25 protein-coding genes are annotated in these 24,185 nt (G+C 36.2%); 10 read left to right on the forward strand and 15 right to left on the reverse strand.

Features of this window, described 5'->3' with window-relative positions:
* Positions 1-174: 174 nt before the first annotated feature.
* The 11 genes from NZD88_RS15900 to NZD88_RS15950 all read right to left on the reverse strand — a co-directional run bounded on the left by NZD88_RS15900 (position 175) and on the right by NZD88_RS15950 (position 11,666).
* Positions 175-1,002 carry a GLPGLI family protein gene (locus NZD88_RS15900; RefSeq protein ID WP_259830432.1) on the reverse strand — a complete coding sequence of 276 codons (828 nt, stop codon included), beginning with the start codon at positions 1,000-1,002 and terminating at the stop codon, positions 175-177.
* Between the two features lie 262 nt (positions 1,003-1,264).
* Entirely contained in the window at positions 1,265-2,623 is a 1,359-nt protein-coding gene (locus NZD88_RS15905) for an MATE family efflux transporter (RefSeq protein ID WP_259830433.1), read from the reverse strand.
* Between the two features lie 106 nt (positions 2,624-2,729).
* Complete coding sequence (locus tag NZD88_RS15910) at positions 2,730-3,914, reverse strand: sigma-54-dependent transcriptional regulator (protein WP_169234227.1); 1,185 nt, start codon at positions 3,912-3,914, stop codon at positions 2,730-2,732.
* Between the two features lie 56 nt (positions 3,915-3,970).
* Positions 3,971-4,630, reverse strand: coding sequence for a YggS family pyridoxal phosphate-dependent enzyme (locus NZD88_RS15915; protein ID WP_259830434.1), 660 nt, complete (start codon positions 4,628-4,630; stop codon positions 3,971-3,973).
* Between the two features lie 176 nt (positions 4,631-4,806).
* Positions 4,807-5,673: a polysaccharide deacetylase family protein gene (locus NZD88_RS15920; protein ID WP_259830435.1), complete on the reverse strand. Its 867-nt coding sequence runs from the start codon at positions 5,671-5,673 to the stop codon at positions 4,807-4,809.
* A 442-nt stretch (positions 5,674-6,115) separates the two neighbouring features.
* Complete coding sequence (locus NZD88_RS15925) at positions 6,116-6,844, reverse strand: DUF72 domain-containing protein (protein ID WP_259830437.1); 729 nt, start codon at positions 6,842-6,844, stop codon at positions 6,116-6,118.
* A 5-nt stretch (positions 6,845-6,849) separates the two neighbouring features.
* Positions 6,850-9,696 carry a heavy metal translocating P-type ATPase gene (locus NZD88_RS15930; RefSeq protein WP_259830439.1) on the reverse strand — a complete coding sequence of 949 codons (2,847 nt, stop codon included), beginning with the start codon at positions 9,694-9,696 and terminating at the stop codon, positions 6,850-6,852.
* A 243-nt stretch (positions 9,697-9,939) separates the two neighbouring features.
* Complete coding sequence (locus tag NZD88_RS15935) at positions 9,940-10,500, reverse strand: helix-turn-helix domain-containing protein (protein WP_259830440.1); 561 nt, start codon at positions 10,498-10,500, stop codon at positions 9,940-9,942.
* Positions 10,497-10,889 carry an acyl-CoA thioesterase gene (locus NZD88_RS15940; protein WP_169234234.1) on the reverse strand — a complete coding sequence of 131 codons (393 nt, stop codon included), beginning with the start codon at positions 10,887-10,889 and terminating at the stop codon, positions 10,497-10,499. Before NZD88_RS15940 ends, NZD88_RS15935 begins: the two co-directional genes overlap by 4 nt.
* A gap of 95 nt (positions 10,890-10,984) precedes the next feature.
* A complete protein-coding gene (locus NZD88_RS15945; protein WP_259830441.1) occupies positions 10,985-11,395 on the reverse strand; it encodes a DUF6157 family protein in 411 nt (136 codons plus the stop codon).
* A 67-nt stretch (positions 11,396-11,462) separates the two neighbouring features.
* Positions 11,463-11,666 carry a helix-turn-helix domain-containing protein gene (locus NZD88_RS15950; protein WP_047453408.1) on the reverse strand — a complete coding sequence of 68 codons (204 nt, stop codon included), beginning with the start codon at positions 11,664-11,666 and terminating at the stop codon, positions 11,463-11,465.
* A gap of 310 nt (positions 11,667-11,976) precedes the next feature.
* Between NZD88_RS15950 and NZD88_RS15955 the strand changes: the two genes are divergently transcribed.
* On the forward strand, positions 11,977-12,345 hold the full coding sequence (locus tag NZD88_RS15955; protein WP_076510160.1) for an RNA recognition motif domain-containing protein: 369 nt from the start codon (positions 11,977-11,979) through the stop codon (positions 12,343-12,345).
* A 239-nt stretch (positions 12,346-12,584) separates the two neighbouring features.
* Here the strand turns inward: NZD88_RS15955 and NZD88_RS15960 are convergent, their stop codons facing one another.
* From NZD88_RS15960 to NZD88_RS15970, 3 genes are read right to left on the reverse strand one after another with little or no spacing between them, the layout of a single operon-like run.
* Positions 12,585-14,375, reverse strand: coding sequence for a DUF4153 domain-containing protein (locus NZD88_RS15960; RefSeq protein ID WP_259830442.1), 1,791 nt, complete (start codon positions 14,373-14,375; stop codon positions 12,585-12,587).
* 18 nt (positions 14,376-14,393) lie between these two features.
* Positions 14,394-14,879 (reverse strand): BlaI/MecI/CopY family transcriptional regulator, encoded by a 486-nt coding sequence (locus NZD88_RS15965; protein WP_259830443.1) that lies wholly within the window; start codon positions 14,877-14,879, stop codon positions 14,394-14,396.
* A 7-nt stretch (positions 14,880-14,886) separates the two neighbouring features.
* A complete protein-coding gene (locus NZD88_RS15970) occupies positions 14,887-15,489 on the reverse strand; it encodes a phosphatase PAP2 family protein (RefSeq protein ID WP_259830445.1) in 603 nt (200 codons plus the stop codon).
* Between the two features lie 124 nt (positions 15,490-15,613).
* On the opposite strand from NZD88_RS15970, the gene pdhA reads away from it, so the two are divergent.
* Positions 15,614-16,615, forward strand: a complete 1,002-nt coding sequence (pdhA, locus tag NZD88_RS15975; RefSeq protein ID WP_259830447.1) for a pyruvate dehydrogenase (acetyl-transferring) E1 component subunit alpha — start codon at positions 15,614-15,616, stop codon at positions 16,613-16,615.
* A gap of 95 nt (positions 16,616-16,710) precedes the next feature.
* A complete protein-coding gene (locus NZD88_RS15980) occupies positions 16,711-18,324 on the forward strand; it encodes a 2-oxo acid dehydrogenase subunit E2 (RefSeq protein ID WP_259830448.1) in 1,614 nt (537 codons plus the stop codon).
* A gap of 139 nt (positions 18,325-18,463) precedes the next feature.
* Here the strand turns inward: NZD88_RS15980 and NZD88_RS15985 are convergent, their stop codons facing one another.
* A complete protein-coding gene (locus tag NZD88_RS15985) occupies positions 18,464-18,856 on the reverse strand; it encodes a helix-turn-helix transcriptional regulator (protein ID WP_259830449.1) in 393 nt (130 codons plus the stop codon).
* Positions 18,857-19,004: 148 nt separating this feature from the next.
* Between NZD88_RS15985 and NZD88_RS15990 the strand changes: the two genes are divergently transcribed.
* The 7 genes from NZD88_RS15990 (at position 19,005) to NZD88_RS16020 (ending at position 24,176) form a co-directional block, all read left to right on the forward strand.
* Positions 19,005-20,438, forward strand: a complete 1,434-nt coding sequence (locus NZD88_RS15990; RefSeq protein WP_259830450.1) for a hypothetical protein — start codon at positions 19,005-19,007, stop codon at positions 20,436-20,438.
* Positions 20,439-20,448: 10 nt separating this feature from the next.
* Positions 20,449-21,036, forward strand: coding sequence for a DUF6705 family protein (locus tag NZD88_RS15995; RefSeq protein ID WP_259830451.1), 588 nt, complete (start codon positions 20,449-20,451; stop codon positions 21,034-21,036).
* Positions 21,036-21,605 carry a DUF6705 family protein gene (locus tag NZD88_RS16000; RefSeq protein WP_259830452.1) on the forward strand — a complete coding sequence of 190 codons (570 nt, stop codon included), beginning with the start codon at positions 21,036-21,038 and terminating at the stop codon, positions 21,603-21,605. Before NZD88_RS15995 ends, NZD88_RS16000 begins: the two co-directional genes overlap by 1 nt.
* Entirely contained in the window at positions 21,605-22,177 is a 573-nt protein-coding gene (locus tag NZD88_RS16005) for a hypothetical protein (RefSeq protein WP_259830454.1), read from the forward strand. The genes NZD88_RS16000 and NZD88_RS16005 overlap by 1 nt, the downstream gene beginning before the upstream one ends.
* Positions 22,178-22,200: 23 nt before the next feature.
* Positions 22,201-22,785, forward strand: coding sequence for a DUF6705 family protein (locus tag NZD88_RS16010; protein WP_259830456.1), 585 nt, complete (start codon positions 22,201-22,203; stop codon positions 22,783-22,785).
* A 127-nt stretch (positions 22,786-22,912) separates the two neighbouring features.
* The gene (locus NZD88_RS16015) at positions 22,913-23,581 is read left to right on the forward strand and encodes an ABC transporter ATP-binding protein (RefSeq protein ID WP_259830457.1); all 669 of its coding nucleotides are present in this window, start codon (positions 22,913-22,915) and stop codon (positions 23,579-23,581) included.
* Positions 23,582-23,597: 16 nt separating this feature from the next.
* Positions 23,598-24,176 (forward strand): murein L,D-transpeptidase catalytic domain family protein, encoded by a 579-nt coding sequence (locus NZD88_RS16020; protein WP_259830459.1) that lies wholly within the window; start codon positions 23,598-23,600, stop codon positions 24,174-24,176.
* The last annotated feature ends 9 nt before the right edge of the window (positions 24,177-24,185 follow it).

The following is a 24,185-nucleotide window of genomic DNA, read 5'->3' on the forward strand; positions in this document are numbered from 1 at the left end:
TTCCAATGATTAATATTTCAAAGATATTTTAACTATTTCAAATGATTTATTCTATTTCACAAACTTATCACAAGGATGTTTTCCGGATACTTTGCCTCGGGGTATCAGGGTATAAAAAATTAATAAAACTGTCCTGCAGTTCTGCTTTCTGTCTCAATTAATTCCGAACTCAGATTACTTACTTTTAAAAGCAGGCTCCTTATCCTTTTCAATGTAGATATAGCGGCTTTTTATGCCGTTCTGAAGCATTGATTTCTTTTTGTTGAGCTCTTCAACAGATTCTATACTTTCGTTCTTAAAAGTAGCTTTCTGTCCGTTTTTTATATTTTCCGAAAACATTCTTGTTGGATTTTCATAAATGTCTTCAACATACTTATTGAATTTCTCGTTGGAAATAGGGATGGCTGCTTTTCCGTAGTGGGTTTCTACAAACTCTTTGGTGTCAAATTCGGTGTTCAGTTTTTTATTGCTGATCAGTTTATAGATAAAATTTTTATCCGTGTCTTCAAGAATGAAAATCAGGCCGGGAAGCCCTCTGAATTTATACGGACCTTCCTTAATGTTCACCTCATTGGAAAACCATGCATTCCACGTTCTGCCACCGAAATCGGTGGTGGCTTTTTGAAGCTTATAGCCATTGTATTCCTGGGTTTCCTGAAGCAATTTCCATTTCATTTCGTCATTTGTACTGACAACGAAATAATCAAAAAAGTCTCTGTACCATTTATTTTTAAAAGAATTGGGTGCCCTCTCAATCACCTGATCTGTTTTTGTACTGTACCTCGAAACAGATGCATTTGCATTTTTATTGATGGAATCATAGTCTGCAAATTTTTTATCATAAAACTTGACAGATTTCGGACTGATATCAAGATTCATAAGATTTTGTCTGTACTCTTCAGAAGCATCTTTCCGATACTGAAGTTCATAAATAAATCTGTTGGTCTGTGACTGGTAGAATGAACCAGCATACAAAGCGAGCAGGAATAGTATTTTTTTCATGGTTTTTATTGATTCTGTTTAATAGCGTGACCAAAAATATAAAAAGCTGCGCGAAGTCGAAGACTTCGCGCAGCTTTTTTAGCAAATTTTTAATGACGTCAGGAAGCCTGAAGATGGAAGAGGTAAGTTTTTAGGACTAAAGAACAACTAAAGTTTTGCTTTATTCATCTCGTAAATTTCTTTATCACATCATTTTAGCAAACTGTATGAAGTTGTAAGCCTGGTAGTAACTTCCAGCCTCCCTCTTCCAGCTTCCAACCCATTAATTCTGCTTAATTCTCTTTGCAGACATATTTAAAAATCGCTTCACAAGGAAAACCGCTGAAACGGTAAGTCCCAATCCTAAAGCGATCCACATTCCGAACGCGCCCATTTCTAAAGTGACACATAAGAAATATCCCAAAGGAATCGTAATCACCCAGTAAGCGATAAATGTATAGATGGATGGGATTTTCACATCCTGAAGGCCTCTCAGCATTCCTAAGGCCGTTACCTGAACTCCATCTGAAAGCTGAAATAAAGCAGCGATAATCATTAATTTGGAAGCCAGCATAATCACTTCAACTTCTTCTTTTTTAGTGAAGAAAGTAGGAAGTATATTTCGTCCCAAAATGAAGACCAACCCACAAATACACATGAAAATAAAGGCTATTTTCAGGTTGTTGATCCCCACTTTTCTTAATTCAACAAAATTCTGCTCACCAAGCTTTTTCCCGATCATGACCGTGGAAGCCACACTGAATCCTACACACAGGTTGAAGGTAAATGAAGCCATACTCAACGCGATCTGGTGAGAAGCAATATCATGAGCTGAGATCAGTCCACAAATAAATGCCGCTCCCGCAAAAGCAGTTACTTCAAAGAACATCTGTAAAGCGGTAGGCAGACCCAGTTTCACCATCTTATCGAACATACTTTTAGAGAAAACCTGAATTTTTAAAGAAAAATCTTTGATATAACGTCTTGTTTTTTTCTCTTTAACTAATACTACGTAAAGGAAAACCACCATGAATATTCTGGAGATCAGTGTTGCTAGAGCCGATCCTTTTACCCCCATCTCAGGGAAGATCCAAAGTCCTTTGATGAAGACATAGTTCAGGATAATATTGATGACATTGGCAATGATTGTAGCCTTGGTAACGCCTATGGTATAGGAAAGACCTTCAGAAACTTCACGAAGCGTCTGAAATGCCATAAACGGGATCATACTGATTGCCATGATACCCAGGAAGTCTACCGTATTGGGAATGATCTTCGCAGGCTGCCCGGACTGATAGAGTAGTGGCATCCCTAGAAGTAAAAGTGCCATTAAAATAATTCCTACAGACATATTGATGACAAACCCATGGCTGAATACAGAATTAATCGTTCCGTGATCCTGCTTGGATTGAGCTTCTGAAACCAATGGGGGGATTGCAAATGAGAATCCAAGAGCCAATACAAACACTGAGAAAAATACAGCATTTCCCAATGAAACGGAAGCAAGGGCATCCGCACCTAAAAGTTTTCCGACAATAATGTTGTCGAACAAATTCACCGAGACCTGCCCCACCTGCGTAAGCATTACAGGAAGAGCCAGAGTCAGGCACTCTTTCGTATAGTTTTTGTTTAAAAAGTTCATAATAGTTTATGATTCATATAAAATTTAATATTTAAAAATAAGGCAAAAAAAAAATTTGCAGTAGGGCTACTGCAAATTGTTATAATATATTTAATGTTCAATTAAATTATTTCCTTACAAAACTTGCAACATCCTCCTCGGAAACAGAATTTCCGCCAAGAATAATTAATCTTTCCACCACGTTTCTCAGTTCTCTGATATTTCCAGTCCATGAAAGAACTTTAAGCGCGTCAATCGCTTTATCATCAAATTTTTTCACGGCAGTACCATGTTCATCGGCAATCATACCGGAAAAATGATCTACTAATAATTTGATATCTTCTTTTCTGTCATCCAATGGCGGAACATAGATTTCAATCACAGAAAGCCTGTGGTAAAGGTCTTCCCTGAACTTTCCTTCTTCAATTTCCTTCTGCATGTTTTTATTCGTTGCTGCAATTACTCTTACATCAACTTTTATTTCTTTATCACTTCCCACAGGAGAAACTTTGCTTTCCTGCAATGCTCTCAAGACCTTAGCCTGAGCAATAAGGCTCATATCTCCGATCTCATCCAAAAAGATAGTACCTCCGTTGGCTTGCTCAAATTTCCCTTGCTTATCCTTAATAGCTCCTGTAAAAGAACCCTTTACGTGTCCGAAAAGCTCAGATTCAATAAGCTCAGATGGAATAGCCGCACAGTTGACTTCAATCATTGGACCTCTTGCACGCTCACTTTGGTTGTGAATCGCGTGGGCTACCAATTCTTTTCCTGCACCGTTTGGTCCTGTAATCAGAACTCTGGCATCAGAGACCGCTACTTTTTCGATCATATCCTGGATTTTTTTCAAAGCAGGAGAATCACCGATCATCTGGTATTTTTTGTTGACCTTTCTCTTTAAGGTCTTATTTTCAGTTTGAAGATTTTTATTTTCCTTTTTAAGACTTTCTTTCGCTAAAGCATTTTTTACACTTGTGATCAGCCTGTTGATGTCGATAGGTTTGGAAATAAAGTCATATGCACCTTCCCTTAAACAGGAAACAGCAGAATCAATATCCGCGTGACCTGAGATCATGATAAATGTGCTTTCAGGTTTCAACATGATACTTTGCTTTAAAAGCTCTGTTCCTGAAAGTTTAGGCATCTTGATATCAGAGATCACCAATGCGAAATCTTCTTTTTCTATCTGTTTGTAGCCTTCAAGGCCATCTTCAGCGATAACAAATTCGTATTCGGTAAGTTCATCAGAAAGGATACTGTGTAATACTCCCGAGATTGCTTTTTCGTCTTCTACAATAAGGATTTTTTGCATAGTTGCAAATTTAGATTTTTTGATTCAATTATTAGCAAAAACCATACCTAAATATACTATTTTGAGTAATCTCTTCTGCCAAAAATAGCAGATCCAACCCTCACAGAATTGGCACCACATTCAATGGCAGCAGGGAAATCATCACTCATTCCCATAGATAAAGTTTTAAGAGTTTTTAATTGATTTAATTCATCAAAAAGTCCTTTTAAAACTAAAAATTCTCTTTTTACCTGTTCTTCATCATCAGTAAAAGTAGCCATTCCCATTAATCCGGTTATCTCAACATTGGAAAGTTTTCCGTCAATATATTTTTGAAACAAGGCTTTCGCCTCATCAATCTCAAGTCCGAATTTTGTTTCCTCTGCTGCTATTTTTACCTGAAGCAGTACTTTAATGATTCTGTTGTTTTTACCCGCTTCTTTACTGATTTCGGCCAGAAGTTTTTCAGAGTCTACACTTTGGATCGTATCAATGAATGGGGCAATATATTTAACCTTATTCGTCTGTAAATGTCCGATCAGGTGCCATTCTATATCTTCAGGCAGGAGAGGATATTTCTCCATAAGCTCCTGAACTTTGTTCTCACCAAAGACTTTCTGTCCCAGATTATAAACCTCCTGAACCGCCTCAACCGGATGGGTTTTTGAAACTGCCACAAGCTGAACTCCCAATGGAAGCTGGTTTTTTATCGCTGTATAATTTTCTTTAATATCCATGAATGCAAATTTCTGAATTTTAAAAGCAAAAAACTAATGAATCTGTAAAATAGTTGCTGACTGTTGCCCTTTGCTGGTTTGCCCGTTGTTTGTTGTCAGTTTAGCGCTAATGTAATTTATCCCACACCTCATTAAATTGTTACATTGCTACATTGCTACACTGATACATTGTTACATTAATTAAGAATATCATTAATCTTCGGATACTGGGAAATTTTTCTGAACACAAACTTGTTGCTTTTCTGAAGCTTTTCGATAAACATATCCAGCTCGTTGATAGAATCTGCATCTCTCAGGTACTGATCATGCGTAAGAAAAACAAGGTGTCTGGATGTTTTTTCAAGATCATTCAGGAAGATGCTGTCTACTTTTTTGATCATGGCTTCGTGGCTGCCTTTCAGGGTCATTTTTTGGGAAGGTCTCCATTCAAGATCCCATCCGATGACTTTGTAACCCGCTTTTTGAAGACCATTGGCCGCGTTTGTAGAGCTTTTAATGTCGGTCACATTAATATTGTTTAGCCTCCAGATATTTCTGCCCGGAGTTCTTGCTATCTTATCATGAAGCTTAAGACTGTCTTTGGCAATATCAAAATCACGAACTACTGCATCAGCACTTTTGTAGAAATCTGTGTATTTGTTGTGGGCATGAGTAAAACTATGATTGGCTAGTTCGATCAATGGATTGCTTTTTAAAAGTTCCAGATCATCTTTCTGTCTCTTGCTTCCATAGGCGTGTTTTCCTACCAGAAATGCCGTGGCGCAAACGTTTCTTTTATTTAAAATTTTAAGAAGATTTTCCGTACCCTGGTTAGGGCCGTCGTCAAAAGTAAGATAGATAATTCTTTTATCGGTTTCTACGCTCTCATCATCTATTTTGGGGACCATTTGTGTGGTGGGATGTTCCTGTGAGGTTATTTTTTCAAATTCTTTCACATCGGTTTTGCCGTTACAGCTGTTGAATACAATTGAGGCCGCACTCATCAATGCAGTCATCCCAAGAAAAGTCATGTTTCCTGACTTTTCCCCAAATTTTTTTTTCATAAAGATAATGGAGATTTAAATAGTTAAAAATCGTTAAAATATTGCTGAAATGTTAACAAATTATATGCCATGATCTGTTAAATTTCTACTTTTTAATTTTATTTTAAGAACTTTATTTTAAAGCAAATTTTGAATAAAATAGCAGGTCAGTAGATTATGTTTTTGAATTCTTTTGTTTTAACATTTATAAATGTTAATTCCATTTACTTTATCTATTTGTGTTGGTATTTCCGTATTCTTCCTATATTCGGGAATTATTTTAATTAGATGAATCTTAAATGACTATTTGTTATTCTCAATATCTCCAATTGACCTGTACACAAGATTTCAGGAAGCATTGGTCTGAAAAACATCAAGCTATTAAAGAATTTATTTTGAAGAATGGAAAAAGTTCTCGGCAGGAGAACTATTAATGTAGATACTTTAATAGAGAAATAAATACTTACTCTAAAATTTTCTTGAGATACAGTGCGTTTTTAATCGCAGCAGTTCCCCAGGTATTATTGAAAAATATAAATGCTTTTCTTTCGGAATGTTTGATTTTTTCCGCTAGAGTATCTATAAACTCTGAACTGTACTCAGATTTATAAAGAACAGGTTTTCCGTGGAGCCTGTAGTACAAAATATCAGGATGATTGATGATTATATCTTCAGGAAGATTTCCCGGAAAGCTTACTCCTGAAAACACAATGTTATTTTCTTTTAAAAGACTGAAAATTTCCTCTGTCCACCAGGATTCATGACGAAATTCAATGACGTTGGGATAATTAAAATCGAGACTGGCCAAAATCAGATCTATATTTTCCTGGGATTTTTTGAAAGATGGCGGAAACTGATACAGAAACCCGGCAAGCTTTTCTTTTAAGTGAGTCTGAATATGCGCACAAAATTCTGAAATGTCTTCTTTAGACTCTTTCAGACGTTTTTCATGGGAAATGGCTTTCGGAATTTTGATGAAGAATTTAAAATCATCGGGCGTTTCATCATGCCATTTCAAAAGTGTTTTGGCGGTAGGTTTTCTGTAAAAGGTAGAATTGATCTCCACCGTATTGAAAACCTGAGAATATAAGGTAAGAAAGTCTTTACTTTGGGCATTTTCAGGATATAGCGACCCTTTCCAGTCGTTATTATAAAATCCCGAGCATCCAATGTAAAGACTTTCTTTTTTCATGATTTTTATTTTATATCCGCATCCAGATTGACAGAGTTTAAACGCAATGAATTCAGAATGACAGAGAGTGAACTGACACTCATTGCTGCTGCTGCAATCATGGGTGATAATAATATTCCAAAGAAAGGATACAATAATCCTGCCGCTACCGGAATCCCCAGCACATTATAGATAAATGCAAAAAACAGGTTTTCTTTAATGTTTTTAAGGAGTTTTTCACTTAGTAATTTAGCTTTAGCGACCCCTAAAATATCGCCTTTCAATAATGTAATTTCGGCACTTTCCATGGCCACATCAGTTCCGGTTCCCATTGCAATTCCTACATTAGACTGGGCGAGAGCAGGGGAGTCATTGATACCGTCTCCGGTCATCGCTACGATTTTTCCTTGCTGCTGAAGTTTTTTAACCTCATTCAATTTATCTTCCGGAAGGCAGCCTGCTTTATAATGTTTGATTCCTAATTCATCAGCAACCGCTTTAGCAGTATGTTCATTGTCTCCGGTCATCATGATGACATCAATTCCTTCACTCATCAGGCGCTGAACCGCTTTTTTGGAAGTATCTTTAATTTTATCTGTAAAACTGATGAAGCCTAATACTGCTTTGTCCTGCGCAACATAAGAGATCGTATGTGCTTTTGACTGTATTTCAATAGCTTTTTCTTTTAATGTCTGTGGAATAGATAGGTTGCTGGAAATCAGAAGACTTTCATTTCCCAGATACACCGTTTTTCCACTGATGTTTCCCTGAACTCCTTTTCCTGAAATATTTTCAAACTGATCTACCTTTTCAGGGGTCAAATTTTCTTCTTTTGCTCTTTTGATCACCGCATTAGACAGTGGATGTTCTGAGTTTTGGTTAAGGGAAAAAGCAAGCTTTAAAATTTCGTTTTTATCTCCGTTTCCTGAAGTTTCAATATATTCTACAGAGGGTTTTCCTTCTGTTAAAGTTCCTGTTTTGTCAGTGATCAGAACATTCACTTTATGCATTTGTTCCAGCGCTTCTGCATTTTTGATCAGGATGCCGCTTTTGGCCCCTTTCCCGATTCCTACCATCAGGGACATGGGTGTGGCTAAGCCTAGTGCACAGGGACAGGCAACAATTAACACCGCAACTGCATTCACAAAAGCAAATAAACTTCTCTTTCCTTCCGGTCCGAAAAACTGCCATAAAACGAAGGTAAGAATAGCAATAAGGATCACTACCGGAACAAAAACTTTGGAAACCTTGTCTGTTAGTTTCTGTATGGGAGCTCTGCTTCGGCTGGCTTCATTCACCATTTTAATGATTTGCGAAAGAAGAGTTTCATCACCTACTTTTTCAGCTTTCATGATGAAAACTTTATTCCCGTTGATCGTTCCTGAAGAAACCCTGTCATCGATACTTTTCTCTACGGGTACGGGTTCTCCTGTGATCATACTTTCATCCACCAGAGAGGTTCCTTCTGTGATCTTTCCGTCAACAGGGATTTTTTCACCTGGTTTTACTTTCAGCTGATCTCCGATTTTCACTTGGGAAAGCAATACTCTTTTTTCTTCACCATTCACGATGAGATTGGCTTCATCAGGAGAAAGATTCATCAGTTCCTTGATGGCATTTCCCGTTTTTTTATGAGCAGCAGCTTCCATCAATTGTCCTAATATTACAAGTGTCAAAATCACACAGACCGCCTCAAAATAAAGCGGGATTTCATGATTGTGTCCCCTGATTTCATGAGGAATGATATCCGGAAAAGCCAGTGCAACAATACTAAATATAAATGCTGCAGCCACACCTAAAGCAATCAGACTGAACATATTTAGATTCCATGTTTTGAATGAAACCCAGCCTCTTTTCAGCAGGAACCACCCGGAATAAAACATCACCGGAAGGGTAAGTGCAAGCTCAATAAATCCCTGTATTTGATGAGAAAATGGAAAATTGATAAACATTCCGCCCATCGAAAGGATAAACACAGGAATGGTGAAGGAAAGGGAAATAAAGAATTTCTTTTTTAAAATGTTATACGTTTCATCCTCTTCATCATCGCCGTTGTCGGGCATTCTTACAAGGTCCATTCCACAGATCGGGCAGTCTCCAGGCTCATCACGAATGATCTCCGGATGCATGGGACAGGTATATTTCGCCGTTTTCTTTTCAGGGTATTTTACCAGATCCATTCCGCAGACAGGGCATCCTACGTTGGAGTCATAGGTTTTATCTCCCTCGCAGTACATTGGGCAGTAGTATTTTCCAGCCATATCATCGGTCACTTTCGGGGCTTCATGATGATGATTGTGGGAATGACTATGCTGATGGCTGTGAGAAGCAGCATTTTTTGCAAGATCTTTCGTGATTTCCTCCAGATGCATATGGCAAACCGGGCAGTCACCTTTTTCGTCATATACTTTATCCCCTTCACAGAACATCGGACAGTAATATTTTCCAATGCTGTCTTTAAAATTTTGTGGAAGATGTGAAGAAGAGTAGGTGGGCTTATGATTGGGATCTTTAGCATGTTTTTCCTCGATGGGTACAAGGTACATATTGCAGTCCGGACATCTTTCGCCCTGTTTGAAATAAACTTTGTCTCCTTCGCATTCCATGGGACAATAATAGACTGAAGAGGGAGAAACTCTATCCTGAGGCTTTACAAATGCAGTGTCAGGTTTTTTAGGGTCTTCCAATTTGTATTTTTCTCCTAAAGCATTATTTAAAACTGAAAGTTCGATTTCTTGATCGGAAGTGATGGTTGCGGTATGGGTTTCTAAATTGACATCGGCCGTAACTCCTTCAACGCTGTTGAGCTTTTCAGAAATTTTTTTCTGACATCCGGAGCAGGTCATTCCGAGTATATTGTATTGTCTTTGCATGATCCTTGAATTTATAGTACAAATGTCCAAAATGAATGGATAAGACTGTTATAAATTTAAGGATAATAGTTATAGAATTTTGCCAGTGTGTGTTTGAGAGTATTAGAGTTTTAGGGTTTGAGAGTAGAAGAGTGTATATTAAGATGGGGGTTTTAAGAGTGATGTCTATATTGTAGTGATTGAATATTGCGACTTAAAACACGTTTGCGCTCAAACTCTAAAAACCTCCGACTCTAACTCAACTCAAAAACTATCCAATGTTTTCCTTTGATGATCCTTTAGTTTTTTGAATTCTGTAGGTGTAAACCCGGTAATGTTCCTGAATTGGGAGGAGAGGTGCTGAACGCTTTTATAGCCAAGCTTTCCAGCGATTTCGGTAAGGGTGAATTCATTATAAAGAAGCAGCTCTTTTACCTTTTCAATTTTGTGAAGGATAAAAAACTGTTCCAGTGTAATATTTTCGTTCTGAGAAAAGGTTTTAGAAAGAGAACTGTAGTCTTTGTGAATCTTTGAACTTAAAAATTCAGAAAGAAGAAAGTTTTCATCAATGTCCAATTCGCTGATCTTAATAATGATTATATTTTTGATCTTATCAACAAGCTGATGAGCAGAATCCATAATCCTTTCAAAGCCTGTTTCAAGAAGATTTTTTTCTATGGCCAAAATTTTTTCAGCCGGAATATCAGTTCCAGTTGCTACTTCTCCCAACGTGATAGAGTGGATGGCTACATCTGCATCAGCGAATATTTTTTCTACTGCGGAAATGCAACGGTTGCACACCATGTTTTTGATAAAGATTTTCATGGTTGATTCAGCCTGTCTTTTACAAATTCGATCTGTGTTTTTCCATGTGGGGCAGGGTTTCCTTCATTGTCCAGATTCACCATCACAATTTTGTCTACGGTGATAATGGTCTGGTGGGTCATTTTGTTTCGTACATTGCATTTCAATGTAATGGATGACGAACCGAACTGTGATGCTTCAATACCTATTTCTATAATATCTCCCTGTTTGGCTGAGCTTACAAAATTGATCTCTGAAATGAATTTCGTCACCACTTTTGTGTTTTCCAACTGAATGATGGCGTAAAGGGCTGCCTCCTCATCGATCCACTGCAAAAGTCTTCCTCCGAAAAGAGAATGGTTAGGATTTAGATCTTCGGGCTTTACCCATTTTCTGGTATGGTAGTTCATGTTTTAATAATTTACTTCACAAATTTAGTGTTAAAAACCGGGTTTATCAAGGAAAGACTATGTACTGATCCAAAGTGAATGATTCATTTTCTCAATCATATTTTCTTGGAGCGCATGGCTTTTACTTTTTTTATCGTGTCATCACTTAAAAACTTTTGATATTCTTTACTGTCGGCTGGGAAAATAGCCACTTTTCCTTCTTCATTATGATGGATCCCGAATCCATAGCGTTTGGCCAAAGGAGAAGACCGCAGGCAAGGTTGTCCTTTAGAGAAAAACCGGATTCTTTCCTGTTCCTTTTCACTAGCTGAAATATCATTTTTTATTGCATAACATGTAAACACGATCTCATCGGAAGAATATCGGTAAGGATTTTTTATGATCTGCTCATACTGGAGACTGGCTAATGTTTTTATTTTCTTTTCTGGTGGTGCCTCAGCATGGGAAACAGGGCAGTCATCGGCAATCTCAATAAAGGTGTTGATGTAATTGGTGGTGTGCTTCATATATATTATGTTAAGAAGATTGAGTATTTAAATATAAAAATCGAATAGACCATATCTTCACTTCACATTATTCCCGGAATTCCAGAATGTCTCCGGGTTGGCAGTCCAGGGCTTTGCATATGGCATCAAGTGTACTGAAGCGAATCGCTTTTGCTTTGCCTGTTTTTAGGTTGGATATATTAGACAAGGTCAAATTTATTCTCTCAGAGAGCTCGTTCAGGGACATTTTTCTCCTGGCCATCATGACATCAAGGTTTATTATAATAGGCATAGTGGTATAATTATCGTTGTAATGCCTTTCTAAAGGCTTAATTGGATCGTTTTCTTTATTTGTTAACTAACTTTAACTTTACACAAATTTCAATAAAAATTTTGTTAATAACAATATTTATTTGTTGTTTAACAATAAAAATAAGGTGTTGATTCGGGACACTGTCGCAAATACTTTAAAAAAAGCTTTGATTTAAAATTTTAAATTGTATCTTGCATACGTTTATATTTGGAATCAATATTTGTTCATTAATTTATGTTGCTTTTCTTTTATATACCAAATTTTTATTAATTTTTAATTTTTATTTAAAATGAACATTTTTGTTTCAAACATCAATTACGCAACTAAAGAATATGAGTTGCACGATCTATTCGCAGAATTTGGTGATGTATCATCAGCTAAAATCGTTACAGACAGAGAAACTGGCCGTTCTAGAGGTTTCGGTTTTGTAGAAATGGGAGATGAAGAAGGAAAGCAAGCTATCGAAGCTCTTAATCAGAAAGAATTTAACGGAAAAGAGTTAAACGTATCTGAAGCTAAGCCAAGAGAAGAAAAGCCAAGAAGAAGCTTTGACAACAACAGAGGAGGTGGTTACGGAGGAAACAACAATAGAGGCGGCGGTAGCGGCTACGGAGGTGGAAACAGCCGTGGTGGTAACGGTGGCGGAAATCGTTGGTAAAAATATAAGGCGGCTTTTTTAGCCGCTTTTTTTATACATTATTTTGTCTCTTTTTAAAATACGTTGTTTTGCAGCCTATTTTAGAAAGGGACTTTTTTATTGATAGTATTCAGAGTAATTTGTTTAAACATCTAGGAAGTGGATGTATAGGTGTTTTTGTCTTTACAGCTTTTCTCTAAAGGATCAGAGAAGGGATGTTAAAAAGAATATTTTCATAAGTGGTGGAAACAGCCTTTGATTTATTTCTCTTTGATTAGCAGAACTGCATCATCATAGACGATATTGGATTGTTTACTATAGGGTGCCCTATCTCTTGAAATGTTTGAAAAAACTATTTTGATATGGTATTTTCCCAGGTCACTTTCCATAGAGATCTCTTTCAATTGTACGGTTTGTGTGGTGCCTGTGTTGTTTTCGAACAGTTTATTCATTGCTGAACTAAAATCTACTGCTTCTTTTGAATTAAGGATAACTTTTATGGTCCCTTTATTATTGATTTCCGTCTGGTTGTCTATCTGGAATGTATCTCCATTAATAGTTCTTAACTCCTGATCATAACTGTTGAAATTAATTAAGTATTCGTACCCTTTAATTGAGGCTACCTTCGTTTGGGATTTTAATATCAGACGTTCATAATCAGATTCGTTTGAAGTCTTATCTACGAGGGTAAATCCATTTCTCAGGGTATTATTAATCATTGAAGAACGTGGCTGCTCGAAGTCTCCTGCTAAAAGATCATGGGTTTTACCGTCAACAAGATTCAGTAAAAAATCCTTTTGTTTTCTTTCAGCCAGGAATTCAAATTTATTGGAAATTTCATCAACTAAAGTATCAGATATTTTCTTTTGAAAGTCTATTTTTTTGTTTAGCAAAAGTTTATTCTTGTCCAGTAGCATGATTAATTGATTTTGCTGACTTCTTTTCGCTACACTGAATGCATTTAAATAAGGAAAGATCAATGAGAAAACTCCAAACGCAAATAAGCTTATCGGAATGAATTTTATGCTTGCTTTTTTATTCAATACAAAATAAATGACCACAGCCAGCAACCATAAAGCCAATAGCAACACAAAGTATCTGGGTTCTGTATAACCATACTCTAAGATCCTCGTAAATATGGCCGTAAATAACAGGACAATTAAAGGAATTATAGTATAGTAAAACAGTTTTGAAAATATTTTGACCCATGATTTTGCCTTTTCTTCTTTAAGCGGATATACAAGAAGCAGGGCAAGGATTCCCACAATGCTGTAGGCGAGTACCAGATAGGAAACCCAACCTCTGGGAAGTTCCCAGTTAATGACTATTTTAAATGAATAAATATAAAGGATCACCAAATAAATGAAAAGCAGCGGGATGAGTACAAACTGGGTGAAAAACTTTAATATTACCGGATAGGCACCCTCTTTTTCAAGATAGCTCAGACCTGTCTCATTGAACAGGAGAAAGATAAAACTGCTTCCGAAAATGGCTAAGACATAAAATATATCAGCGTACAGATCATCACTAAAGTTAAAATCAAATAATTTATCAACGGCCAGAATAGCAAGCTCTACACCACCGGTAAGTACGCCGGTGAACACGGCAGTAAGAAAGATGTTGATGAAAAGATTTTTATTGTACTGCCAGAAATTGAGTTGTTTATCCTTTTCCAAAAAGGCAGCAAAAGAAACCAGTAAATGGGACAGCAGAAGGGTAATGGCAATGATGAAGCCATGGACTTCCGTGAAGTCTTTCTCTTTTGCAGGTAAGATGAAATAAAAGCCAATCAGGAATGCTGTTCCCAATATTTCCAGCAACAATCTTTTTCCAATCCTTTGTGAAAGGATTTTTAAAGCGAACATCAAAGAAATCCCCAGGCAGCAGCAAATGGTAAATTTGGCATGGATGAATAAAAAGTCATGGTCATATTTACTATCCAATATACGGATCGCTCCGATAGAGGAGAGTACTCCCATTAATAAAACCATCGGATAGCGAAGGATGACATCCTGCGCTTTTCCGGCTATTTCCTGGAATTTTGTTTTCATGACCTGTGTGTTTTATGTTTAGTCTTTTTTCTTCTTTTTCTTCTTGTCTTTATCCTTGTCCTTTGATTTTACTTTTTTGATTTTTTTAGGATTTAAGACCTCTTCTGCATACTCAAATTTAGGTTCTTCAATTTTTGCAGGAACAATCTCTATTTTAAGATCAAAGTAATTTTTCAGATCGTTCTGGGATATTAATTTCTCGTTATATAAAAAGTCAAGAATCTCCTTCCCTGAATTATTGAAAAAATTATGGGAAAGCTCTTTCAGTAGAAATTTTCTGTATTCCTCAGAAGGAACGACTACGGTATATTTAAAGATTCTACCTTCTTTTTGAGTGGTGATATATCCCTTTTCCACTAAAATTTTCAGGTAAGTAGAAACGGTATTCTGATGCGGCTTCGGTTCAGGATGCTGCTCCATGATGTCTTTAAGATAAAAAGATTCAAGCTTCCAAAACAGCTTCATAAAATTTTCCTCAGCAGCGGTAAGATGATTTATTTTCATAGAATTCTTAATGTTGAAATTGTATATTGCAATAAAGATAGATAAAAGATACCAAAAATGCTATTCCGGCGCCCATAAATACTTCCTTTACGGTATGTCTTTTTAAAATAATTCTTGTAATTCCCACTAAAGCAGCAATTCCCAGCCATATCAATCCGGCTTTCCAGTTCAGTGTGAAAAACAAGGCGGCAACAAATACATTAAAGGCTGTATGCATCGAACTTTTAATAAAAAAATTACTGATCTGCATCGTGAAAATTAAAATAAGAATAAAAAGCATTACAAGATCTATAGATCCGTTTCTGAAATAGCTGAAAATCAGATAAACGATGACACAGGCGGCAATAAAGATATATAAAGTCTTCCGTTGAACACGGTCAGAGACATCCATATTGGTGTATCTTCCGGTCTTTACGTTCCATACCAGCCAGATGACTACCGGAGCAATGATTATTAAAAATAGAGGAGCAAAGTAAAGAATAGAGTCTTTCAGTGAATATTCCCTTACACTCATATAAATGAAGAAAATAAATAAAGAAACAAGTGGATTAAAAAAATCTGAGATAATTTTTGAAATTTTATGTACCAGTAAAGGCTGTTTTTCTTCCATGTTCAAGTTTAAAATTCAAATATAACACTATAAGCAAAAAAACAATTAGTATGTATACGATAAAAACAAAGTTTTTTTTATAATTTTGCTCAAATATTCATCATAAAAAAGCAAGAGCTAGCACATGAAAGAATTTTCTAAAGAGGTATACCTGAAGTGGTATGAAGATATGACAATGTGGAGAAGGTTTGAAGACAAATGCCGTTCTCTTTATCTAAAACAAAAGATCAGAGGTTTTTTACATTTGTATAACGGTCAGGAGGCTATCCCTGCCGGCTTCACGCATGCAATGGATTTAACGAAGGATAGTATGATTACTGCTTACAGATGCCACATCCATCCAATGGCGATGGGAGTAGATCCTAAGAGAATCATGGCTGAACTTTGCGGTAAAGCTACCGGAACGTCCGGAGGTATGGGTGGTTCTATGCACATTTTCAGCAAAGAACACCGTTTCTATGGTGGACACGGTATCGTAGGAGGACAGATTCCTTTGGGAGCTGGAATTGCTTTTGCAGATAAGTATTTTGACAGAAAAGCGGTAAACATCTGTTTCTTCGGAGACGGAGCAGCAAGACAGGGATCGCTTCACGAAACATTCAATATGGCGATGAACTGGAAACTTCCTGTCGTATTTGTTGTTGAAAACAACCAGTATGCAATGGGAACTTCTGTGAAAAGAACAGCCAACCATGAAGATATCTATAAATTAGGATTAGGCTATGAAATGCCTTGTCTTGCAGTAGATGCAATGGATCCGGAGAAAGTAGCGGAAGCTGCTTACGAAGCGATTGAAAGAGCAAGAAGAGGAGATGGGCCTACTTTCATTGAAGCCAGAACATACCGTTACAGAGGACACTCTATGTCTGATGCTGAACCTTACAGAAGCAAGGAAGAAGTAGCTATTCATAAGAATAATGATCCTATGGAACTTGTAAAACATAGAATTTTGGAAAACGGATGGGCTACAGAAGCTGAATTGGAAGCGGTAGACAACAAATCAAGAGATTATGTGGATGAGTGCATCGAATTCATGGAAAACTCTCCATATCCGGACACAGACAAAATCTATGAATACGTGTATGCTCAGGAAAATTACCCATTCTTAGATAAATTAGAAAACTAAAATAATTTGCTGATCAGATGATAGATGATGTGTTAATTCAATATTCACTGTTCTTATCATCACATCATCACATTAACAAATTAATACAATAAATTATGGCAGAAGTAATTACGATGCCCCGCCTTTCCGACACTATGACGGAAGGTAAAGTGGCGAAATGGCATAAAAACGTAGGAGATAAAGTAAAAGAAGGAGATATTTTAGCCGAAATTGAGACAGATAAAGCTGTTCAGGATTTCGAATCTGAAATAAACGGAACTCTTTTATACATTGGTGTAGACGAAGGATCTGCTGCTGCTGTAGACTCTGTTTTAGCGATTATCGGAAATGAAGGGGAAGATATTTCAGGATTAACCGGTGGAGCTGCTGCTCCTGCTGCAGGTGGTTCTGAAGAAAAAAAATCTGAAGAAGAATCGAAAACAGAGAATAAGGCTACCAGTGTAGAACAAACTACTGCAGAAGTTCCTGCAGGCGTAGAAATTATTACAATGCCGAGACTTTCTGATACTATGACAGAAGGTAAGGTAGCGAAATGGCATAAAAATGTAGGCGATACCGTAAAAGAAGGTGATCTTCTTGCTGAAATCGAAACAGATAAAGCAGTTCAGGACTTTGAATCTGAATTCAATGGAGTCCTATTGAAGCAGGGTGTAGAAGAAGGTGGTGCAGCTCCGGTAGATTCAGTATTGGCGATTATCGGACCGGAAGGAACAGACGTTTCTGCGGTAGGTGCTCCAAAAGCAGCAGCTCAGTCCACTGAAAAACCTGCTGAACAGAAAACTGAAGCTAAAGCAGAAGAAAAGGCAGCACCAGCTGTAAGTTCTTCTTCTTCAGATAGAGTAGCAATTTCTCCATTAGCTAAAAAAATGGCTCAGGACAAAGGTGTTGATATCAACAGCGTTAATGGGTCAGGAGAAAACGGAAGAATCGTTAAAAAAGATATTGAAAACTATCAGCCTTCCCAGGCACAGGCTCAGCCTTCTGTTTCTGCTCCGGCAGCAGCTCAGGTTGCATTGAGCTTTGTTCAGGGTGAAGACACCGAAACGCCAAACTCTCAGGTAAGAAATATTATTGCAAAACGTCTTGCTGAGAGTAAATTCTCTGCTCCTCACTATTATCTGATGGTGGAGATTAATATGGATAAAGCGATTGAGGCCAGAAAAGAAATCAATTCTTTACCAGACACTAAAATCTCTTTCAATGATATGATCATTAAGGCGACTGCTGTTGCTTTAAGAAAACATCCGCAGGTGAATTCAAGCTGGGCAGGAGATAAGGTGATCCACAGAGGAAATATCAATGTGGGTGTAGCAGTAGCTATTCCTGATGGATTAGTAGTTCCTGTACTTAAAAATACAGATCAGATGAACTACACTCAGATTTCTGCAGCGGTAAAAGATATGGCTACAAGAGCTAAAAATAAAGGCCTTAAAGCGAATGAAATGGAAGGTTCTACATTCTCAGTTTCAAATCTGGGTATGTTCGGAATCGAAACATTTACAAGTATCATCAACCAGCCGAACTCTGCGATCCTTTCAGTAGGAGCCATCATTGAAAAACCGATTGTTAAGGAGGGTCAGATCGTAGTAGGAAATATCATGAAGCTTTCATTAGCATGCGACCACAGAGTGGTAGACGGTGCTACCGGAGCTCAGTTCTTACAGACTTTAAAAACATATCTGGAAAGTCCATTAACTTTGTTACTGTAACATCCCAGATTGTAAAATAACAAAACCTCTCACTTCGAGAGGTTTTTTTTGTTTGTATTGCAAAAATCAGGTTTTGATTCATTTTTGTTTTCCGGAAGTTTCTGCAGGAATGAAAACTGCTTTTGGCAAAGGTAGGAGACTACTTGCCGCCCTCTGCTTTATTTTTCCAGTAATCTAGTTGGTCCTTTAGTTCTTTGATGCGTTCTTCATACTGCTCAATAAGTTTTTCGGGAGTATTATAATTAATTGTTTGGCTTTGGATTATACCGCTTGCATTATCATTTGAAGAATTTGAAGAATCAGTATTGTTGTTAACCTGTACATATCCTTCTTCCGGTTTCAGAATGTCTTCCATGTTTACATCCAGGGAAGTGCAGATATTTTCGATGTGGTTCACCCAAGAATTGGTTTCCCCGTTTTCAATCCTTTGGTAGGTAGAGCGTGAAATATGCAGCTTTTCTGCCAGTTCTTCCTGGGAGATTCCCTTTTCCTCTCTATACTTTCTGATTCTCTTCCCGATGGTGGTATTCATAGCTCAATATATTTTGAATAGAACAAATATAATTTTTTTCCAAAAATAATCATGCATCAAAAACAGGGCATTGTTGTTTTATTTTTTTTCACATCTTTGGGATTATAAAATTTATTATATTTAACAACTTAAAAACAAACAAATGATTATGAGAAAAAAAATTATTCTCAGGCTGCTCTTACTGACAGCCTTTATGGCCCTGCTGTGGTCTTGCCAGCAGGAGCTCCAGCAAGCTGAACAGGAATATGATGCACAGCTTCAAAAAAACACTGTAGAATGGCTGTCACGTGCGCAGTTAGAGAAAAATCATCCTCAGGTACTGGATAAAATTAACCAGATATCTCCAAACACTGCCTCTGAAAATAACAAAATCTATACAGACGCAGAAAACGAATTTTCTATAGATACTGACGAGGCATACCTTGTGAAGGATGGCAATGGTACAACAACCTATACCTTTAAAATAAAAAGAGATTCTGAAAAAGATGAAGGATCTTTGGAAAACCTTATCTTAAAAGATATAGGAGACGGTAATTTCTTTGCCTATTTCATTACATACGATGCCGCTGCCCTTAGCAACAGCAGGGAAAAGCCCCTGTCTTCCGAAGAGCTTTCCCGCCATATTTCTTTATATGCGGTAGGGAAAAAGACTTCTGCCGAAATCTTTGGAAAGCTAAATTCCTGTCCTATGGTTTTTTATCCTGTAGGAACCTATGTATATGTTTCGGGGCATCAATGCATAGAAGGTTTGCATGATTATGGAGAGCCGTGCGCTTATTTGGGAACTTCCAATGCTGCCACACAGGGTGGCTACGAAGTAGTGTACAACATGACGGTACAGGAAACTCCCGGAAGCTGTGGCGGCTCTGGCTCTGGTGGGGGTATGGGAACTACTCCTGTGTATGGCGGTGGAGGCGGAAATATTAATCTGCCGGAGCTGAATGATCCTTGTGAGAAAACAAAAGCAATTGTTACTAAGCCTCAAATAAAGGATTCTCTTACTGCCTTGAAAGCTCATGCTCAAACTAATACAAAAAAAGAAAGAGGTTTTCAGGAGTTTAAAAGTGGTAGTTTAGTAAAAGGAAATGTACATGGAGATAATCTATTAGAATTTGGGATAGGATCAAATTCCTTAGGTACTGTACATACTCATCAGCCAAAGACAATTGGTATACTTGCCCCACAAGATGTCATGACATTTTTACATATTGTAAGACAGCAAGATCCTAGTAGTCTTGGAAATGCCTATAGTGGAACAGTTTCTTCCAGTGGTACTTATTTTATTAATTTTACAGGAACGGTATCTGATTTGCCTCCTGCTATGACGGAAGCACAAGAAAAAGCTTATGTTGCTGATTTGGTTAAAGCATACAAAGAATGGGAAGATGTTTTATCAGAAGATGACAGATATTCAATTGATTACTTAAAAGTAAATAAACCACAAGGTCTTGAAATTTTGTTTTTTAAATTATTAAAAAAAATGAATTTAAACGATAAGGTTCAATTAATTAAAGAAGAGAATGGAAATACTGCCACTATAAAAGAGAATACGAATGGAACAACAACACCTAATCCTTGTTAAAAAATATTTTATGAAAGCAAACTATTTAAAAACTTTGATTGCTATGCTTTGTATAGCTTCAACATATGCCTGTCAAGCACAACAAACGATATATCCTTTATTAACAGATACTTCAAATATACCTAATAATTCTTATATTAAAGATTTAGATAATGAATATGATTCATTTGTGGGAACTTGGAAAACAAATTTAAATAATAAGATTGTGATACTAAAAATTACTAAAGTTTTGCAAAAGTCACTACAAAAGCTAGATATATCATATTATTCGGATGTTTTAATTGTACAATATTCTATTCAGGATAATAACGGAAATATAATTGAAAATAATATAAGTTCAAATTTGAATGACTATAAAATTATATCAACATTATATAGTAAAAAAGCACATGTTGTCAAACTTTATTATCAAGGTGGTCAATGTCAAGTTGGTTGGGGAGGTATCAATTTAAAAATGATTGATCCCACTCATTTTAAATGGAATTATCAGCCTGAATCAACAGTTATTACAAATAAAAACTGTTCAGATTATCCAGCTGGTGGTATAAAAATAAATCTGCCATATGAACCTTCTGATATAATTTTCACTAAACAGTAATGAAAAATTTGGGACTATGTTTGGGAATTCTTGCTGTATTTTCATGTAAAGCACAGCAAGAATATCCTCTAAAGACGGATTATACAGAAATTCCTAATAACTCCTACTTAAAAAATTTTAACAACGAACTGAATGTATTTGTAGGGAATTATACTGCTAATTTCCAAGACAAAAAAATCACGCTATTTATTACAAAACAAAACTATCAGTTTTTTGATAGAGGTAAATATAAGTATTACAAAGATGTACTATCCATAAAATTCATTATTAAAAATTCATCAGGAACTATTCTTCAAGATACTCAAAATATTACTTTCCAGCCAAACCAATTGAAAAATACTATATATAGCAGATGGATGGAATCTAATAATAAATTACTATTATATTATGGAGGGACTAATTGTAGTGTAGGTTGGGGTGATATTTATCTACAAAAAATAAGTTCTACACAAATTTCATGGGAATACCTTCCAAATGATATTGTACTAGATGAGAATAGATGTCCAACTGGTACAGATATAAACATTTATCTACCTGAAGCGAAAGATTTAATCTTTACTAAACAATAGTGAAAGGTTTAATTATATCTTTAGGAATGTTTGTTGTGTTTTCTTGCAAAGCACAACAAACTTATCCTCTTAATACAGATTTTGAAGGAATACCGCAAGGTTCTTATTTAAAAGATTTAAATAATGAATTAACACCATATACAGGAGAATATAAAGCTAATTTTAAAGGAAATGAAATTATTTTATATATTACTAAAGAGGAGAATAGACTAATAGATAGAGTTGATAAAAAATTTTATAGAGATGTCTTATCTATAAAATACATAATAAAAAATTCCAGTGGAAATATTTTGCAAAATACTCAAAATATGAGTTTTCAGCCTAGTCAGGTCAGACATACTATTTATAGTATGAGAACCAGACCCAACTTAGGAAATATAACTTTTAGTTATGGAGGAACAAATTGTAGTGTGGGTAATGGAAAAATTATTTTGAAGAAAATAAATTCTACACAAATTTCATGGGAATATCGCCCTAATGATATTATCCTTGACGACAGCAAATGTCCTCCGGGAACAGATATTAATATTTATCTTCCTGAAACGAAGGACTTAATTTTTACTAAGCAATAAAATAAATTTTCAAATAATAAGATATGAAAAATTTATTTTTTCAAATATTTCTATTAATATTATTAGTGACCAGTATTTTTTATTCTGCTCAAAAAAGAATACTTCCATTAGATACAACTCCGAAAGACAGTATAAAAGCTGGTGATTATTTGAAAGATATTGATAATGATTATAAACCTTTTGTCGGAGATTGGAAGGCTGGTTTTGATAATATGACAATTCTTCTTAGAATACGAAAAGTTTCTAAGATGCTTTCAGAAGAAGGCTTTAGGGAAGATAAGAGAGAATATTTTGAAGATGTACTTGTCATGCAGCATGTCATTTTAGATTCAGCAGGAAATGTTATTGAAGATTATTTTTCACCTAATCTTAAAGTATATAAAATTTTATCTCAAAGATATAGTAAAGTTAGAAAAACGGCATTTTTTTACTATTCAGGAGCAAACTGCGGGTCAGGAGCCGGCGGAGTAGATCTAAGTATGGTAGATTCAACACACTTTACATGGAGCTATACAGGAATCTGCGGAGTTTGGGGCGGCTGTCCGAAGAACACAGATCTTACAGTACATATACCTACGAAAAGAGGATTAATATTTACAAAAATGTAAAGCAACTCTTTATTGAAAATAAAATCAAGATAAGGCTAGGAGAAAATAATTAATTTTCACAAAACAATAAAATAAAAAACCGCTGAAAGCGGTTTTTTATTTGCAGGTAAATCACTATTTTTGAATCATGATTAAAGCGAGTAATATCCATAAATCTTATGGGAATTTAGAAGTACTGAAAGGAGTTGATATTCACATTAAAACGGGTGAAGTGGTTTCTATTGTAGGCGAATCCGGAGCCGGTAAGTCTACGTTGCTTCAAATCTTGGGAACTCTGGATCATCCAAGCAATTCCAATAAGTACAATACGGAAATTAGCATTGCAGGAGAGTCTTTCATCAATATGAATGATAAGCAGCTTTCCAAATTCAGAAACCAGAATATTGGTTTTGTATTTCAGTTTCACCAACTTCTTCCGGAATTTACGGCTTTAGAAAATGTACTGCTTCCTACAAAAATAGGAGGAGCAAACGAAAAAGAGGCTTTAGACAAAGCATATGCTTTATTTGAAGATCTTAGAATAGAGCAGAGGCTGAATCATAAGCCCAACCAATTATCTGGAGGAGAAGCACAGAGGGTTGCGGTAGCAAGAGCTCTGATCAATTCTCCAAAAATTATTTTTGCTGATGAACCTACGGGTAACTTAGATTCGAAAAATGCTGATGATCTTCACAGATTATTTTTTGATCTGAGGGATAAATATAACCAGACTTTTGTCATTGTAACTCACAATCCAAACCTTGCTGAAATCACTGACCGGAAATTGGTGATGAAAGATGGAATGATCATCGAATAAATTCCTATTACTCTTAATGAAAAAGTTTATTTTCCTGTTCCTTTTTATTATATCCTGCTCCAAAGCTGAGTCTCAGGAAAATAATACGTCTGAGATCCTTCCGGCGGAAAAAGTTTTGGAAATTAAGAACTTTGTAAAAGGAAGAAATTATAATCAGGATATAGCTGTTTTTATTAATTTTAAAACCTATTCCGGGAAATACCGTTACTTTGTTTACGATTTAAAAAACAATAAAATATTGCAGAAAGCAGTTGTTTCCCATGGTTCAGGCTCAGTTGTCAAGAACTCAGATGCTTTAAAATTCAGCAACACAGAAGGATCATATCAATCCTCGCTTGGAAAATATGAAATTCTCAACAGCTATATCGGGAAATTCGGAAAAGCTTACAGATTGAATGGCCTGGATGATGGCAACAGCAATGCGATGCAGCGGGCAATCGTGCTGCATTCATTAGGATGTGTTCCGGATCAGGAATCCCAAAACCCAGCCTGTCTGAGTTTAGGATGTCCTATGCTTTCTCAAAATGCACTGATTCAAACGGCTAAGTATATTGATCATTCAAAACAGCCTGTTATCATGTATGCATTTTATTAAATTTATCCA

Origin of the sequence: Chryseobacterium pyrolae (assembly GCF_025153485.1) — a bacterium.
In the GTDB taxonomy this organism is placed as follows: domain Bacteria; phylum Bacteroidota; class Bacteroidia; order Flavobacteriales; family Weeksellaceae; genus Chryseobacterium; species Chryseobacterium antibioticum.